Consider the following 15326-nt stretch of genomic DNA (forward strand, 5'->3'; position numbering starts at 1 on the left):
ATGAGCAACAGTAAATCGCTTATCATAGCCGTTGATTTTGACGGCACCATTGTAGAAAATAAATACCCTGGTATAGGCAAACCTAAAATGTTTGCCTTTGAAACCTTAAAAAAACTACAAAAAAAAGGACATCGATTGATTTTATGGACCTACCGTTACGGCAGAGAGTTACAAGAAGCGGTAGATTTTTGCGAGAAGAACGGTCTCACGTTTTATGCGGTTAACCAGAGTTTCCCTGAAGAGGAATATGATGCTGTAGTAAGCAGAAAAATAAATGCCGACTTATTTATAGATGACAGAAATATAGGTGGTTTTTTAGGCTGGGGAGAAATTTATCAACTACTATTCAAAGAAAAACCACGAAACCATAGTAAGAGTAAAGGGTGGTTTTCATTTTTAAAGAAATAAAATATGATTATACCAAAAAGCAAAGAAGAAATTGAGTTAATGCGCGAAAGTGCTCTTGTGGTTTCCAGAACACTTGGTGTGCTAGCAGAACATGTAAAGCCAGGTGTAACCACCTTGGAGTTAGATAAAATAGCCGAAGAGTATATTCGCTCACAAGATGCTGTACCGGGGTTTTTAGGCCTATATGATTTTCCAAACACGCTTTGTATGAGTCCAAATGCCCAAGTGGTTCATGGAATACCAAATGACGAACCCTTAAAGGAAGGTGACATCATTTCTATAGATTGCGGAGCGGTAAAAAATGGTTATTATGGCGATCACGCCTACACGTTTAAAGTAGGGCAAGTAAGCCCTGAGGTCGAAAAACTGTTGCAAGTAACTAAAGAGTCGCTTTACCAAGGCTTAAGAGAATTTAAAATAGGGAATCGCGTAGGCGATGTAGGCTATGCGATTCAAAACTATGCAGAAAAACACGGGTATGGCGTAGTACGTGAATTGGTAGGCCATGGTATAGGTAAAACCATGCACGAAGACCCTGAAATGCCTAACTATGGAAGAAGAGGGCGAGGAAAAAAATTTGTAGAAGGAATGGTTGTGGCCATAGAACCTATGATCAATATGGGTAGTAAAAGGATTATCCAATTAAAAGATGGCTGGACGATACTTACCAAAGACGGATTGCCTAGTGCTCACTTTGAGCATGATGTGGCTTTAGTTGATGGTAAGCCACAGTTATTATCTACCTTTGACTATATTTATGAAGCCTTAGGTATTAGTAGTGAAGAAGAGAACGAATTTAAGAAAGTAACTAATACCACTAAAGCCTAAAAAACAATGATTAAATGGATACTCAATAACGTACCTAGACCGCTACTTATCAAAGCAAGTTATGTAGCCAGGCCGTTTTTGAGTATTCTTTTAAGAGGCTCTACTTTTACAGATCCGATAGATGGTAAATCATTCAAACGTTTTTTACCCTATGGTTATGGGAAAACTCGAGCAAATGTTTTGTCTCCATCAACCCTGTCTTTAGAACGCCACCGATTGCTATGGTTGTACCTTAAACGCGAAACCGATTTCTTTAGTATGCCGCGCAAAATGTTACATGTCGCACCAGAGCAAGCCTTTTATCATCGATTTAAAAATTTACCACATTTAAATTATACCACTACCGATTTAGAGTCTCCTCTAGCCGATGTAAAGGCAGATATATGTAATCTCCCTTTTGCAGACAACCATTTTGAGGTTATTTTTTGTAATCACGTACTAGAACACATACCCGATGATACCAAAGCTATGCAAGAGTTATATCGTGTTTTAAAACCCGGTGGTTTCGCTATTCTTCAGGTACCACAAGATATTTATAGTGAAAAAACTTTTGAAGATGACACAATAACCGACCCGAAAAAGAGAGCTGAGATTTTTGGACAATATGACCATGTTCGAGTATACGGCAAAGATTATTTTGACAGATTGTCTAAGATCGGGTTCAAGGTACAGCCTATTCACTATGCACAACAATTAAGCATAGGCGAAGTACAGAAATTCTGTTTAGATCCCAAAGAGATTTTACCCTTGGTTTATAAATAATCAATTCACCAAGCGCTCTTTAAACGATTGGGTCATATACTCCCTTTGTTTGCCTAAACTATCGATATAAGTGAAGTAAGCAGCCTTTATGCCGTTCTCCTGCTTAAGAAAAGATAGTGCTTTCTTTTTTCCCATTGCCATTATACTTGTAGCGTACGCATCGGCTTTGGCGCAATTTGCTGCGATTATTGATGCGCTGGTCACTTGCGTAGTTTTTGCTTGACCAGTTCTAGGATTTATGGTATGCACATATTTTTTTCCGCTAAGACTATCTACCCAAAACTTTCGGTAATTACCAGAAGAGGCCAAGGCCTCGTTTTTAAGTTTGAGCTTATATTGATAGCTCCTATTATCTAAATCAGAATCTATTCCTTCCACTCCAACTATCCAATCGGCATTTTTATTCAGGTTTTTGCCACGCGTAACAATTTCACCACCAAGCTCAACCAAATAATTTTCGATGCCTTGTTGGTTCAAAAAATCAGCGATGAGATCAATACCGTAGCCTTTGGCAATAGCATTAAAATCAATATAGATATTGGGATTTACTTTACGGATTTGATTTTGTTCTGTTAAGCTTATTTTTTCAAAACCTGTTAACATCAACAAAGAATCTATTGTATGTTGCGAAAGGTCGTTTAATGCCGGACTGGTTCCAAATCCATAAGCATTTCTTAGGGCGCCAACAGTGGGATCAAAATAACCATCGGTTTCTTGGTGAATTCTCTTCGAAAGTTTAAATACTTCCGTAAAGATAAAATCAACCACTATAGTACTATCCCCTTTATTCACGCGTGAAATATCGCTAGTTTCCAAATAAGTACTAACCGATTGATTAACTCGATTTATAATACTATCAATTTGGGATTTTTCTACTGCTTTTTTTTGGGTATTGATAAAATACCGTGTACCAAAAGCATCGCCTGTAATAATAAATTCTTGTTGCTGTGGCGCTTGACAGGCAGCTAAAAGGCATGCCAAAATTAAATAAATATACCTCATACTTTTTTTATACCAGGATAGAGTAAACTATAAGCTTCATCTTTCACCACGGGGCGTTCAAAATCATCACCATGCCCAAGACCAACAGGAGCGTAATAGGTGTCGGCCTCAAACTTTAAAGCGTGATCTTTTATTTTTTGCATAAGTTCCTTATCCATTTCAGAAACCTTTTGGGGATGACAAATTGCACGAACAACCACAAAGCTCATTTGCTTTTCTTTTTGAATAACAAATTGTGGGTTCTTTTTTAATTTAGAATTAACCGCTAAAAATTCAAATCCTAGTTTTTCTAAATCTTTCCCTACTATATTCATAGCAAGTTGATGCAATTCTTGTTCTGTTAGCTCTTCTTTCATACCCCAAAAATACTACATTTTGCTCAATGTCAAAACCTGAACCAAAATAAAGAGAATGTTAAAACAACCTTCTAATTATCAGTATTTTATGTTTTTTATTTATCTTAAAAGAAAAAATAATAAATGGCATTTAAAAGAAGAACAGAGAAAGCGATAAATAGATTATATACTGCTTTTCATAAAGGAGAATTACATCCTAATTGCCACTGTAAATGTGCGGTGGGAAATATCTTAAATCAAGCCGATTTCTGGGCCGCTTTCAGCGATAGCGTAGGAGAAAAGAATTTGAGTTATGTAGGGAGGGTAAACCAATTACTTGGAAGAAGGTTTGAGGGCTTTACCCCTCAAGAATTGCTTGATATAGAAGCTGTGTTTTTAAAACGGCTAAGATTTGAAGCAACTGGAAAATTTAGTTACAATCAAGATGATTTGTTTTATGGATTAGAAGCGGTTATCAAGTATTTATGCAAACTCGATCATGAGCCTAATTTACTTTGCATTGAAGAACTATTGGATTATCAACCGAAAAAGACTAGCCTTTTGGTATAAAAAAAGCCTTTTCAATTTAATGAAAAGGCCTTATATACATTATTAATGATGGTTTATCCACCAAAATCATCAAATCTGATATTCTCATCTGGAATACCGAAGTCTTCCCCCATTTTTTGAACCGCCTGGTTCATCAATGGAGGTCCACAGAAATACAATTCAATTTCTTCTGGCTCATCATGTTTTGATAAGTATTGATCTATTACTACTTGGTGAATAAATCCTACAAACCCATCCCCTTCAGCATGAATATCTTCTTTCACCTTCCAATTATCCTCTTCTAAAGGTTCAGACAAGGCTAGGTAAAACTTAAAGTTCGGGAAATCGCGTTCTAATTCTCTAAAGTGCTCGATGTAGAACAACTCGCGTTTAGATCTACCACCGTACCAATAAGTCACTTTTCTTCCTGTTTTTAAGGTTTTGAATAGGTGATATAAATGCGATCGCATTGGGGCCATACCAGCTCCTCCACCAACATAAAGCATTTCTGCCTCAGATTCGTTGATAAAGAATTCACCGTAAGGGCCAGATATAGTTACTTTGTCACCTTTTTTACAGTTAAAAATATAACTTGAAGCCACACCAGGATTAACATTCATCCATTGATTTTTGGCACGATCCCAAGGTGGAGTAGCAATACGCACATTAAGCATAATTTCTCTTCCTTCGGCTGGGTAAGAAGCCATAGAATAAGCTCTTTCTACAGTTTCTGTATTTTTCATCACCAATGGCCATAATCCAAACTTATCCCACTCTTCTTGGAACTTATCTGGAGTTTCATGTTCTTCTGGGTGAGCTGTGATATCAATATCTTTATAATTGATTTCACAAGGAGGAATCTCAATTTGAATATACCCTCCTGCCTTATAATTCATATCTTCAGGAATCTCAACTACAAACTCCTTAATAAACGAGGCTACATTATAATTACGTACTACAGTTGCCTCCCATTTCTTAATTCCAAACACCTCTTCTGGTATATGGATATTCATATCTTGTTTTACCTTTACTTGGCAAGAAAGCCTTGCTCCTTCTTGCAATTCTTTTCTAGTAAAGTGAGGCGTTTCGGTAGGTAGGGCTTCACCACCACCTTCTAAAACATGGCATTCGCATTGTATACATGTACCACCACCACCACAAGCGGAAGGTAAAAATATTTTTTCTTTACCCAAGGTAGATAATAGGGTTCCTCCAGAATCTACCTCTATCTTCTTCTCATCATTTATGGTTATAGTAACCGGACCAGAAGGGGATAACTTTTGTTTTGTAAAAAGCAGTAATGCGACAAGCAGTAGAATTAAAACTAAAAAAGCTACTACGGTGGCAACTACTACGCCAATTGTACTTGCTAAAAACATACTATTCTTGGTTGTTTAAATCTGACACCACTAAGGTTTCAGCAGTTGGGTTAGTATTTTCTTTTTCTTCTTCAAGCATACCTACGCTATTCTCTTGACTTGGTTCTAAAGAAGTAGTTTCTTCATCACCACCAGTTAACATACCACCAAAGCTCATAAAGCCAATAGCCATCAAACCAGTAATAATAAAAGTAATCCCAAGACCACGAAGTGGAGCGGGAACGTTGCTATATCTAATTTTCTCACGAATTGCAGCAATAGCTACAATTGCCAAGAACCAACCAATACCACTACTAAAACCATAGTTCAAAGCTAAATCTATAGAAGCAATGTCTCTGGATTGCATAAACAAAGAACCTCCTAAAATTGCACAGTTAACGGCGATTAACGGCAAGAAAATTCCTAAAGAGTTATAAAGTGAAGGTGAAAATTTCTCAACGATTATTTCTACCAATTGAACCATGGTTGCTATGGTAGCAATAAATAAAATAAACGATAAGAAACTCAAGTCATAATCTGCATATTCTGGGCCCAACCATGTAAGTGCACCTTCTTGTAAAATATACTGGTCTAACAACCAGTTTAAAGGTACGGTAACGGTTAATACAAATATTACCGCAGCCCCTAGACCTACTGCTGTACTTACCTTTTTAGATACAGCTAAGTAAGAACACATTCCCAAGAAATAGGCAAATACCATATTATCTACGAAAATGGATTTAAAAAATAATTCTAAATGTTCCATAATAAATTTTTTACTGAATTATTCGCGTAACGAATTATTAATTCTCTTCTATTAAATCTTTATTTCTACTGCGTTGAACCCAGATAATGATTCCCACTACGATAAGCGCCATTGGAGGCAATACCATAAAACCATTATTTTCATAACCTATGGCATAAAGGCCTGTTTTCTCTACAGGGTCTCCTAATACCTGGAAACCAAATAAAGTACCCGATCCTAATAATTCTCTAAAGAAACCAACAATTACTAAGATTAGACCATAACCTGCTGCATTTCCTATTCCATCAAGAAAGGATTTCCAAGGTCCGTTTCCTAAAGCAAAAGCTTCAAATCGACCCATAATGATACAGTTGGTAATAATTAATCCAATAAATACAGAAAGTTCCTTACTTAGCGAGTAAGCAAAAGCTTTAAGCACCTGGTCTACAATAATTACTAAGGTAGCTACTACGATTAATTGTACAATAATTCTAATTTTTGAGGGTATTAAATTCCGTAATAACGAAATCACTACGTTACCCACCCCCATTACAAACAGTACCGAAATTGCCATTACAATTGATGGCTTTAACTGAGCGGTAATAGCTAATGCAGAACAAATACCTAAAACCTGTATGGTAATGGGGTTATTATCTGCTAATGGGTCTGTAATTAACTTTGCGTCTTTTCTAGATAAAAGTCCCATAATTTTAGTTGTTTAAAGTTTTAAAATAAGGCACATAAAGTTTGATATCTTTTCTAAGCATAGCACTTACACCATCTCCTGTGATGGTTGCACCTGCCAAAGCATCTACCTCATTATCTGATTTATCTTCATTCTTAGGGTCGTTGTTACCTTTAGCCACCTCTATACCTTTGAAGGCTCCTCCGTGTAAGAACTTCTCACCCGTAAAATCATCCATAAAGTAGCGTTGTTTAATTTCGGCACCTAATCCTGGTGTTTCCCCTTTATGGTCAAAATAAACACCTCTTACGGTCATACTTTTATCCACCGCTACATATCCCCAAATGGCATCCCAAAGTCCTTTTCCTCTAACTGGCATCACATAAAGCTCTTCGCCCTCTAAATTGGCAACAAACAAGGGAAGTCTTCTTTGGTAATCAGCCTTTTTTGCTTTGTTTTCTTCTTTACTGATGTCAATTAAGTAAGCTTGATCATCTTCGGTTACTTGATCGCCTTGAATTACCAATTGCTTAGTAATATATTTTTTAAATTCTTCCTCAACTTGATCTGTACCAATAAAAACAACATCATTAGCTCCTTCGTTGTTATTCACACCCAAAGCATAAAGTATGTTTTGTTGTTTTTCATATCGTTCATTTGCTTTAATCATTGGTTTTAAACCATTGGCAAAACCAGCTAACAAACTTCCTACTATAACTACCATCACAATTGCAAAAATGATAGTATAACTATTTTTATCTGTATTAATAGCCATTATTATGCTGTTTTAACTTTTAGACGTTTTTTGCGTTTATTGATATTTCCTTGAATCACGTAGTGATCTATGGTAGGAGCAAATACGTTCATCAATAAAATAGCCAAGAACACTCCTTCTGGATAAGCTGGATTAAATACACGGATAAGAATTGAAATAAAACCGATTAAAAATCCGTAAATCCATTTTCCTTTATTGGTTTGTGCTGCACTTACAGGATCGGTTGCCATATAAACGGCCCCAAATAAGATACTACCTATAATAAGGTGTTGCCAGAAAGGAACACTCATTAATCCGAAGAACTTAGATCCTTCTTGAATCCATCCGGCGTCAACTACACCATTAAAAATAAGTCCCATTACTAAGGCACCAATAAGCGTACTCAAAATTATTCTCCAGCTTCCTACCTTGGTGAATATTAAAAATAAAGCTCCTATAATTATTAAAAGCTTAGAAGTTTCTCCTACCGAACCAGGAATAAAACCAAAGAACATATCTTGTAAAGAGTACATCACATCACTATTTTGCGCATAGCTACCCAAGATTGTTTCTCCCGAAATAGCATCTGGTGTACCTGCGCGCTCAACTGCTTCGTGAACCCATACTTTATCTCCACTCATCCAAGTAGGGTAAGCAAAGAATAAGAAAGCTCGAATAGTTAATGCAGGGTTAAGAATATTCATTCCTGTACCTCCAAAAACCTCTTTTCCTATAACTACACCAAAGGCAACTGCTACAGCGAGCATCCATAATGGTATATCAATAGGTACAATTAGTGGCACTAGCATTCCTGTTACCAAATACCCTTCTTCTACTTCATGACCTTTTATTACTGCGAATAAAAATTCTATAGCCAAACCTACTCCATAAGATACAATCACCAATGGAAGAACGGTTACTAGCCCTAATAAAAAGTTATCCATATTCCAAAAAGCAGTACTAAAGAAAGACATACCCTCTGGCATGCCGTTAATAGCTGCATAATGCTGGAATCCTGCATTAAACATACCAAAAATCAAACAAGGAACTAAGGCTAAAATAACCGTATTCATTGTTCTTTTTAAATCATCGGCTGCTTTAATATGCGTACCTCCCTTTGTAATCATATTGGGTAAGTACAAAAATGTATGAAGTGCATTAAAGGCAGGCGCCATTTTTTTGCCTTCATATTTCATTTTAAGCTTATGTAAGTTTTCTTTCAATCCCATAACCTTATCCTATTTCTTTATACATTAAATCTAAACCTTCTCTTATAATTTGCTGATGTGGTTGTTTAGACACGCATATAAACTCTGTTAATGCGAAATCTTCTGGCGCCACTTCATACATACCCAAGGCTTCCATTTGGTCTAAGTCTTTAACCATACAAGCTTTTAAGGTTTGTAACGGGTAAATATCTAAAGGAAAAACTTCCTCGTAATTACCTGTAAGCACAAAAGCTCTATGCTCACCATTAGTATTGGTGGTTAGTTCATATTTTTTCTTTGGGTTTAACCAAGAAAAAGTAAGCGCTCTTGAAGTTGATATCTTATCAAAAACAGGCTTGTTCCATCCAAAGAACTCATAATCATCTCCTTCAGGGATAACCGTTACAACAGAATTGGCAAAACCTAAATGCCCACCTTGCTTTTCGGTTTGAACTCCGGTTAACACATCTCCATTAATAACACGAACATTTTCTTCTTTTAAGCCAATTTCTTGAATTATAGGATCTAATTCTGCCCCTATTTTTGTTTTAAAATATTTAGGGTTCTTTAAACTTGAACCTACAAAGGCAATTATTCTTTCTGGATTATATTTCCCTGTCAATAGCATCTCCCCCATAATCGCTAAATGTTGTGGTGCTATCGTCCACACTGTTTCTCCTTTATTTACAGGAGACAATTTATTGATTTGAGTCCCTACATTTCCAGCAGGATGCGGACCACTTACTTGATGCAATTCAATATCTTTCATTGCGGCAAACATACCGCTCATTGAATTTACACCGACATGAATTTTTCCAGAAGTTAATTTTGACAAAGCTGTTAATGCAGCTTGCACCTCTTTTTCTTTACCTTGAAGTACAAAGTCAACATCGGCCGCTAATGGAGCGGTAGAAAATCCTGAAATAAAAATGTCTCTTGGAGTAGTTCCTTGATTGGCAATCACATCATAAGGACGCTGCATAATAAATGGCCAACAACCACCTTGCAACCAAGCTTTCTTAATTTCCTCTGGTTTTGCAGAAGAAATATTAACCGGGTTATATACGGCCTCTTCTTGTTGCGCATCTGCCTCTATGAATATTTTTAAAATAACGCGCTTTGCTCCACGCTCTATTTTGGTAAGTGTACCGCTAACAGGTGACAGAACTTTTAAGTCCTCATTACCTTTAGCATAAAAAATGGGATCACCCTTTTTAAGCCTCCCACCTTCTTTTACAATCATTTTAGGAACCACCAAATGAAAATCCGATGGTTTAATAACATAGGTCTTAGATTCATGGGCAGAAACCAACTCTTTAGAGGCCTCTCCTACCAAACGCAAATCTAATCCCTTTTTAACCTTAATGCCTTTTGACATAATCCTAAATTATAAGTTAATATTTGCGATTGCAAATTTAGCAATTTAATTATCTTCTTGACCGTATGATTGCGAGTATATTATATTATTTATAATTATTCTAAATTATAAATATTCAGACCTATACTTTTTAAGCTTGGCAGACCATTTGCTTATATTTACCTTTATTTTAATGGTATGAAAATCCTAAACACCTTATTCCTACTTTTTTGTTTCCAAATCCTTACCGCGCAAGTAGCCGAAACAGCACCCCCAGAATACATACGAAGCATTGAGTTTAAAGGCCAAGACGAGTTTGGAGGAACCCCAATTGTCGAACTAGGGTCAACTATACAGCTAAGCTTTGATGACCTTATAGGAGATAATGCCGATTATTTTTACAAGTTAGAACATTTTAATTTTGACTGGACGCCATCTGAGTTAGCTAAAACAGAAATTTTAAACGGTTTTGATGACACCCGTATTTTAAATTTTGAAGATTCATTTAACACCCTGCAAATTTACACTCATTACGAACTTCAAATACCCAATAACATCACGAAAGGGCTCAAAGTAAGTGGCAATTATCTACTAAGTATTTTAAACAGCCAACGAGAAGTTGTTTTCTCCAGAAAATTTATGGTTTACGAAAATATAGCCCTAGTAAAAGCAGAGGTAAAACGTACGCGTAATTTAAAATACGTCAATGAAAAACAAGTCTTAAACTTTACTATTAATGGTCAGGATGATATTTTGATACAAAATCCTGCTGCCAACCTTAAAACCTTAATTATCCCCAACAACAATACCAAAAGAGCTATTTACAACCTTAAACCTCAATACACCTTAGGCAATGAATTGATTTACCGCTACGATGACGAAAGCGCTTTTTGGGGAGGAAATGAATTTCTTTTTTTTGAGAACAAAGACATTCGCGCTTCTACAATGAATATTCAACGTACGGCACTTATCGATATCTACAACACCTATCTTTTTGGCGATAAGGTTAGAAAATACGATCCATACACATACAATCCAGATATAAATGGCCACTTCAAGATCAACACCATTCAAGGAAATAACCCAGACATAGAAGCAGAATACACTTGGGTGCATTTTAAACTTTTTAACTATGAACCGCTAAATGGCGGAGAAATTCACCTTTACGGAAATTTTAACAACTACCAATTAGACAATTCTACTCGTTTAACTTACGACAAAAAACAAGATGCCTACACGCTCAAGTATTTGATGAAACAAGGTTTTTACAATTATAAATATGTACTCAAAAACAAAGATGGCAGCATTGATCTTGGGTATTTTAGCGGAAACTTTGATGAAACCGAAAACCAGTATACTATTCTGGTTTATTACAGACCCATAGGCGGACGTTTTGACAGAATTATAGGAGTGGGCTCGGCTAACAGTCGCAACATCAGCAATTAATAATCTTTTACGTTATTTCATTGCGAAAAATTCTTACTTCAATCTCAATAAAAATAATCAGAAGTCAATAAAATCTTAAAATTTTACATAAGCTATTTTTTCCTATTATTTTTGGCTATATTTATCAAATTAATTTTGACATTATCAAGTTGTAATTTACAATGATTCAGCAAATAACAAAAGGTATAAAAATTTCGGTTCAAACCAGTTTTGAAGGTGTATTCCTTAAAAACTATAAGGTTAACTTTGCTTTTGTTTATCAAATAACCATTGAAAACCAGAGTAACGACTCGGTGCAACTGAATTCCAGATTCTGGAAAATTAAAGATGCCCTGAGTCCAGATGAAATTGTAAAAGGTGAAGGTGTTATTGGTAAAAAACCAGTCTTAAAACCAGGTGAATCTCACACCTATAGTAGCGGATGCTTACTCACCTCTCCCTTTGGTTCTATGAGCGGATTTTACAACATGATTAACTTCACCTCTACCAAAAAATTTAAGGTACATATACCCACTTTTAAGCTTAGTGCACCTTTCGCTTTAAATTAAATACTAACAACTTCATTATCTTCATTTTAAAATAATTTCAGCGATTGAAAATCGGTTGCCTTTTTCTATTTTTTCCTACATTAATTTTGTTACCTTTAGGCCTTTAAAATATTCAAGAATTAAAAATTAAAAATACTATGGGAAAAGGATTTTTTCACGTTCCTCCAGCGGTAAATGAGCCTGTAAAATCATACGCGCCAGGAACGCCAGAAAGAGAAGAAGCATTGGCAACTTACAAAGAGATGTTCAACCAAAAAATGGATATCCCATTATATATAGGTGACCAACAAATTAAAACGGGAAAAACAAGAAATATGCACCCCCCGCATGACCACAAACATGATTTAGGTGTTTTTCATTTGGCTGAAAAAAGTCATATTGAAACTGCAATTGAAGAAGCATTAAAAGCTCGTGAAAAGTGGGCTAAATTACCTTGGGAGCAACGAGCTGCGGTATTTCTAAAAGCGGCCGATTTAATCGCTGGCCCTTATAGACAAAGACTTAATGCAGCCACTATGATTGGACAGTCAAAAAACATCTATCAAGCCGAAATTGACTCTGCTTGTGAAATTATAGACTTCTTACGTTTTAACGTGGAGTATATGACTCAAATCTATGATGAGCAACCAGAATCTGATGAAAAGGCATGGAACCGTGTAGAATATAGACCACTAGAAGGATTTGTTTATGCAATTACTCCATTCAATTTTACAGCAATTGCAGGTAACTTACCTTCTTCTGCCGCTTTAATGGGTAATGTAGTAGTTTGGAAACCCTCATCTACACAAATGTTCTCTGCTCAAGTACTTATGGAAGTGTTTCAAGAAGCTGGAGTCCCTGATGGTGTAATCAATATGGTTATGGGTGACCCAGCCATGATCACCGATACTGTACTTAAGAGTCCAGATTTCGCTGGTGTACATTTTACAGGAAGTACTGGTGTTTTCCAAAACATTTGGGCTGAAATTGGTAAAAACATAAATAATTATAAAACTTACCCACGTATTGTAGGTGAAACAGGAGGTAAAGATTTTATTGTAGCACACCCTTCTGCCAACCCAAAAGAAGTATCAACAGCCATTTCAAGAGGTGCATTTGAGTTTCAAGGTCAAAAATGTAGTGCAGCTTCACGTTGCTACATACCGAACTCTATGTGGAATGAAGTGAAATCTTATGTTGAAGAAGACCTAAAATCATTCAAAATGGGATCTCCAGAAGACATGAGTAATTTTATTACCGCTGTTATAGACGAAAAAGCCTTTGATAAACTGGCCAGCTATATCGATCAAGCCAAGCAAGATGAAGATGCCGAAGTTATTATGGGAGGTGGTTATGACAAATCTAAAGGTTATTTCATTGAACCAACGGTAATACTTACAACAAACCCAAAGTACACTACTATGGAAACTGAGTTATTTGGGCCTGTGGTAACCATCTATGTGTACGAAGATGAAAAATACGAAGAAACCCTACATTTGGTTAATGAAACAAGTATTTACGCTCTTACCGGGGCCATCTTGTCTAAAGACAGATATGCCGCTAGTCTTGCTACAGAAATTTTACAGAATGCTGCTGGAAACTTCTACATTAACGACAAACCAACTGGAGCCGTAGTGGGCAGACAGCCATTTGGTGGTGCTCGCGCTAGTGGAACCAATGATAAAGCAGGGTCTAAGCTTAACTTATTGCGTTGGGTTTCACCGCGTCTTATCAAAGAAACCTTTGTTCCACCAACAGATTATAGGTATCCATTCCTAGGTGAATAAAAGGGTATAATCCAACCATAAAAAAATCCGCTTTCAAGCGGATTTTTTTTACAAAGCTTTATATTTCATTGGCAAATGCACCACGCTTTTCGTCTCAAAAAACTCTTCTTCAAAGTAATCTTTTAAATCATAAATCTTTGCCGTTTCATATACTGCAAGCTCCTCAGAAAGATCACCACCTTTAAGATAGAGAATTCCGTTTTTCAACTCATGTTGCTGGCGTTTAGCAATTTTACCTTTAACCCAACGCACAAAAGTATCCATTTGAGCCACTGCCCTACTCACAATAAAATCATACTGCTCATCTACTTCTTCTACACGGCAATTGCTAGTACGCACATTTTCTAGGTTAAGGCCTTCTACCACCTCATCAACCACCTTAATTTTTTTACCTATACTATCTACCAAATGAAAGCTTGTCTCAGGAAAAAGAATTGCTAAAGGAACCCCAGGAAAACCACCTCCTGTTCCAACATCCATAATTTTAGCTCCTGGCTTAAAACCTTGAATTTTAGCAATACCCAAAGAATGTAAAACGTGTCTTAGATATATTTCGTCTATATCTTTTCTTGAAACCACATTAATTTTTTGATTCCAATCTTGGTATAATTCGTTTAGTTGGGTAAACTTATCGATTTGATCCTGACTTAAATCAGGAAAATAATGCTTGATTAATTCCACGTTACAATTTTATGCAAATATAATAAGAATCGTATAAGCCATCCGTAAAGTCAAACTAATTATTTGCTTCTTTACGCATCTGCTCTTGGTGTTCTAATTCTCCCTCTAAATTGCGCTTACGCTGATTTAAATTTAGAAATACATCTTCTTTTCCGTACATGGTTAGTAAATCACCTGTTTTTACGAGAGAACTGCCGTTAGGAGACCCTAAATATTCACCATCTGAATGCTTAATACCCAGAACAATAATTCCTTCTTTACGCAAGGCCAATTGGTTAAGCGATTTATTAGCCAACCAAGAATCATCATCTACCCGCAATTCCGTAATTCGGTAATCTTCGGCTAAATGTAAAATAGAAGCATAATCTTTCACTTCTATTTTAGTGTATTTTTTTAATGCCTTACCAATAACTTTAGAAAGGTATTTATCAACCCAAGGACTTTGTACCGCCCACCAAATTATAGCCATTCCTACCACAATAATAAGTAAACCCCACAACAAACTACTGGTGCTATTGGGTAACACAAAGGTCAATATTAAGGTAGACATTGTGGTTACAATACCCGCATTCCCTATAAGCATTAAACTATAAATAATTTTTCTACGCACAGGAAAATTCATTATTTTTTCGGTTTCAGAAGTTGTAAATCCCGTACCTGTATAGGCAGAACGTGCTTGAAAACGAGCAACTTCTGTAGATAATCCTGTATGCGCCAAAGCAATTGCGGCAATACGGGTAATTAAAGCAGATAAACTAACAATGACAAATAATGATATAGCAGGAATCATAAAACAATTTTATTTAGGTGAAAATTGATATTTACCTGCTAAAATACTTATTTTTATCAACCTTGACATTTCTCATAAAATTGGCCGGTAACAATAAAGGCTTT

17 protein-coding genes are annotated in these 15326 nt (G+C 36.1%); 7 read left to right on the forward strand and 10 right to left on the reverse strand.

Annotated elements, in window-relative coordinates; all coding sequences use genetic code 11:
• From ACFSQ0_RS12195 to ACFSQ0_RS12205, 3 genes are read left to right on the forward strand one after another with little or no spacing between them, the layout of a single operon-like run.
• Positions 1 to 408, forward strand: coding sequence for a BT0820 family HAD-type phosphatase (locus ACFSQ0_RS12195; RefSeq protein ID WP_379048650.1), 408 nt, complete (start codon positions 1 to 3; stop codon positions 406 to 408).
• A 3-nt stretch (positions 409 to 411) separates the two neighbouring features.
• Positions 412 to 1236 carry a type I methionyl aminopeptidase gene (map, locus tag ACFSQ0_RS12200; protein WP_379048652.1) on the forward strand — a complete coding sequence of 275 codons (825 nt, stop codon included), beginning with the start codon at positions 412 to 414 and terminating at the stop codon, positions 1234 to 1236.
• Between the two features lie 6 nt (positions 1237 to 1242).
• Positions 1243 to 1998 (forward strand): class I SAM-dependent methyltransferase, encoded by a 756-nt coding sequence (locus ACFSQ0_RS12205; protein ID WP_379048654.1) that lies wholly within the window; start codon positions 1243 to 1245, stop codon positions 1996 to 1998.
• Here ACFSQ0_RS12205 and ACFSQ0_RS12210 read toward each other — a convergent pair whose 3' ends face one another.
• Positions 1999 to 3000: an FAD:protein FMN transferase gene (locus tag ACFSQ0_RS12210; protein WP_379048656.1), complete on the reverse strand. Its 1002-nt coding sequence runs from the start codon at positions 2998 to 3000 to the stop codon at positions 1999 to 2001.
• Positions 2997 to 3356, reverse strand: a complete 360-nt coding sequence (locus ACFSQ0_RS12215) for a Na(+)-translocating NADH-quinone reductase subunit F (protein ID WP_379048658.1) — start codon at positions 3354 to 3356, stop codon at positions 2997 to 2999. Before ACFSQ0_RS12215 ends, ACFSQ0_RS12210 begins: the two co-directional genes overlap by 4 nt.
• Before the next feature lie 123 nt (positions 3357 to 3479).
• On the opposite strand from ACFSQ0_RS12215, the gene ACFSQ0_RS12220 reads away from it, so the two are divergent.
• Complete coding sequence (locus ACFSQ0_RS12220) at positions 3480 to 3905, forward strand: Na(+)-translocating NADH-quinone reductase subunit F (RefSeq protein WP_379048660.1); 426 nt, start codon at positions 3480 to 3482, stop codon at positions 3903 to 3905.
• Positions 3906 to 3958: 53 nt separating this feature from the next.
• Here the strand turns inward: ACFSQ0_RS12220 and nqrF are convergent, their stop codons facing one another.
• Genes nqrF through ACFSQ0_RS12250 form a run of 6 tightly spaced genes read right to left on the reverse strand, consistent with a single transcriptional unit; the run spans position 3959 to position 10012 of the window.
• Positions 3959 to 5263, reverse strand: a complete 1305-nt coding sequence (gene nqrF / locus ACFSQ0_RS12225; RefSeq protein WP_379048662.1) for an NADH:ubiquinone reductase (Na(+)-transporting) subunit F — start codon at positions 5261 to 5263, stop codon at positions 3959 to 3961.
• A gap of 1 nt (position 5264) precedes the next feature.
• Positions 5265 to 6008: an NADH:ubiquinone reductase (Na(+)-transporting) subunit E gene (gene nqrE / locus ACFSQ0_RS12230; protein WP_379048664.1), complete on the reverse strand. Its 744-nt coding sequence runs from the start codon at positions 6006 to 6008 to the stop codon at positions 5265 to 5267.
• A gap of 37 nt (positions 6009 to 6045) precedes the next feature.
• Positions 6046 to 6693, reverse strand: a complete 648-nt coding sequence (locus tag ACFSQ0_RS12235) for an NADH:ubiquinone reductase (Na(+)-transporting) subunit D (RefSeq protein WP_147861420.1) — start codon at positions 6691 to 6693, stop codon at positions 6046 to 6048.
• 4 nt (positions 6694 to 6697) lie between these two features.
• On the reverse strand, positions 6698 to 7447 hold the full coding sequence (locus ACFSQ0_RS12240; RefSeq protein WP_379048666.1) for a Na(+)-translocating NADH-quinone reductase subunit C: 750 nt from the start codon (positions 7445 to 7447) through the stop codon (positions 6698 to 6700).
• Between the two features lie 2 nt (positions 7448 to 7449).
• A complete protein-coding gene (locus ACFSQ0_RS12245) occupies positions 7450 to 8655 on the reverse strand; it encodes an NADH:ubiquinone reductase (Na(+)-transporting) subunit B (RefSeq protein WP_379048668.1) in 1206 nt (401 codons plus the stop codon).
• 4 nt (positions 8656 to 8659) lie between these two features.
• Positions 8660 to 10012 carry a Na(+)-translocating NADH-quinone reductase subunit A gene (locus ACFSQ0_RS12250; protein WP_379048670.1) on the reverse strand — a complete coding sequence of 451 codons (1353 nt, stop codon included), beginning with the start codon at positions 10010 to 10012 and terminating at the stop codon, positions 8660 to 8662.
• 177 nt (positions 10013 to 10189) lie between these two features.
• On the opposite strand from ACFSQ0_RS12250, the gene ACFSQ0_RS12255 reads away from it, so the two are divergent.
• From ACFSQ0_RS12255 to pruA, 3 genes are all read left to right on the forward strand, one after another.
• Entirely contained in the window at positions 10190 to 11437 is a 1248-nt protein-coding gene (locus ACFSQ0_RS12255; RefSeq protein WP_379048672.1) for a type IX secretion system plug protein, read from the forward strand.
• Positions 11438 to 11598: 161 nt separating this feature from the next.
• Positions 11599 to 11985 carry a Co2+/Mg2+ efflux protein ApaG gene (apaG, locus tag ACFSQ0_RS12260; protein ID WP_379048674.1) on the forward strand — a complete coding sequence of 129 codons (387 nt, stop codon included), beginning with the start codon at positions 11599 to 11601 and terminating at the stop codon, positions 11983 to 11985.
• A 137-nt stretch (positions 11986 to 12122) separates the two neighbouring features.
• On the forward strand, positions 12123 to 13751 hold the full coding sequence (gene pruA, locus ACFSQ0_RS12265) for an L-glutamate gamma-semialdehyde dehydrogenase (protein ID WP_379048676.1): 1629 nt from the start codon (positions 12123 to 12125) through the stop codon (positions 13749 to 13751).
• Positions 13752 to 13799: 48 nt separating this feature from the next.
• On the opposite strand, the gene rsmG is transcribed toward pruA, so the two are convergent.
• On the reverse strand, positions 13800 to 14432 hold the full coding sequence (gene rsmG / locus ACFSQ0_RS12270) for a 16S rRNA (guanine(527)-N(7))-methyltransferase RsmG (RefSeq protein ID WP_379048678.1): 633 nt from the start codon (positions 14430 to 14432) through the stop codon (positions 13800 to 13802).
• Positions 14433 to 14487: 55 nt separating this feature from the next.
• Complete coding sequence (locus ACFSQ0_RS12275) at positions 14488 to 15222, reverse strand: TrkA C-terminal domain-containing protein (protein WP_379048680.1); 735 nt, start codon at positions 15220 to 15222, stop codon at positions 14488 to 14490.
• Between the last annotated feature and the right edge of the window lie 104 nt (positions 15223 to 15326).

It is taken from the genome of Mesonia sediminis, from assembly GCF_042684705.1.
Lineage (GTDB): Bacteria > Bacteroidota > Bacteroidia > Flavobacteriales > Flavobacteriaceae > Mesonia > Mesonia sediminis.

What these genes read in the sequence shown, in the direction of transcription:
- ACFSQ0_RS12195 (WP_379048650.1), top strand. Translation starts at nt 1, where the DNA reads ATGAGCAACAGTAAATCGCTTATCATAGCCGTTGATTTTGACGGCACC.
- pruA (WP_379048676.1), top strand. Translation starts at nt 12,123, where the DNA reads ATGGGAAAAGGATTTTTTCACGTTCCTCCAGCGGTAAATGAGCCTGTA.
- ACFSQ0_RS12210 (WP_379048656.1), bottom strand. Translation starts at nt 3,000, where the DNA reads ATGAGGTATATTTATTTAATTTTGGCATGCCTTTTAGCTGCCTGTCAA.
- ACFSQ0_RS12235 (WP_147861420.1), bottom strand. Translation starts at nt 6,693, where the DNA reads ATGGGACTTTTATCTAGAAAAGACGCAAAGTTAATTACAGACCCATTA.
- nqrF (WP_379048662.1), bottom strand. Translation starts at nt 5,263, where the DNA reads ATGTTTTTAGCAAGTACAATTGGCGTAGTAGTTGCCACCGTAGTAGCT.
- ACFSQ0_RS12250 (WP_379048670.1), bottom strand. Translation starts at nt 10,012, where the DNA reads ATGTCAAAAGGCATTAAGGTTAAAAAGGGATTAGATTTGCGTTTGGTA.
- ACFSQ0_RS12205 (WP_379048654.1), top strand. Translation starts at nt 1,243, where the DNA reads ATGATTAAATGGATACTCAATAACGTACCTAGACCGCTACTTATCAAA.
- ACFSQ0_RS12275 (WP_379048680.1), bottom strand. Translation starts at nt 15,222, where the DNA reads ATGATTCCTGCTATATCATTATTTGTCATTGTTAGTTTATCTGCTTTA.
- ACFSQ0_RS12245 (WP_379048668.1), bottom strand. Translation starts at nt 8,655, where the DNA reads ATGGGATTGAAAGAAAACTTACATAAGCTTAAAATGAAATATGAAGGC.
- nqrE (WP_379048664.1), bottom strand. Translation starts at nt 6,008, where the DNA reads ATGGAACATTTAGAATTATTTTTTAAATCCATTTTCGTAGATAATATG.
- ACFSQ0_RS12255 (WP_379048672.1), top strand. Translation starts at nt 10,190, where the DNA reads ATGAAAATCCTAAACACCTTATTCCTACTTTTTTGTTTCCAAATCCTT.
- map (WP_379048652.1), top strand. Translation starts at nt 412, where the DNA reads ATGATTATACCAAAAAGCAAAGAAGAAATTGAGTTAATGCGCGAAAGT.
- apaG (WP_379048674.1), top strand. Translation starts at nt 11,599, where the DNA reads ATGATTCAGCAAATAACAAAAGGTATAAAAATTTCGGTTCAAACCAGT.
- ACFSQ0_RS12220 (WP_379048660.1), top strand. Translation starts at nt 3,480, where the DNA reads ATGGCATTTAAAAGAAGAACAGAGAAAGCGATAAATAGATTATATACT.
- ACFSQ0_RS12215 (WP_379048658.1), bottom strand. Translation starts at nt 3,356, where the DNA reads ATGAAAGAAGAGCTAACAGAACAAGAATTGCATCAACTTGCTATGAAT.
- ACFSQ0_RS12240 (WP_379048666.1), bottom strand. Translation starts at nt 7,447, where the DNA reads ATGGCTATTAATACAGATAAAAATAGTTATACTATCATTTTTGCAATT.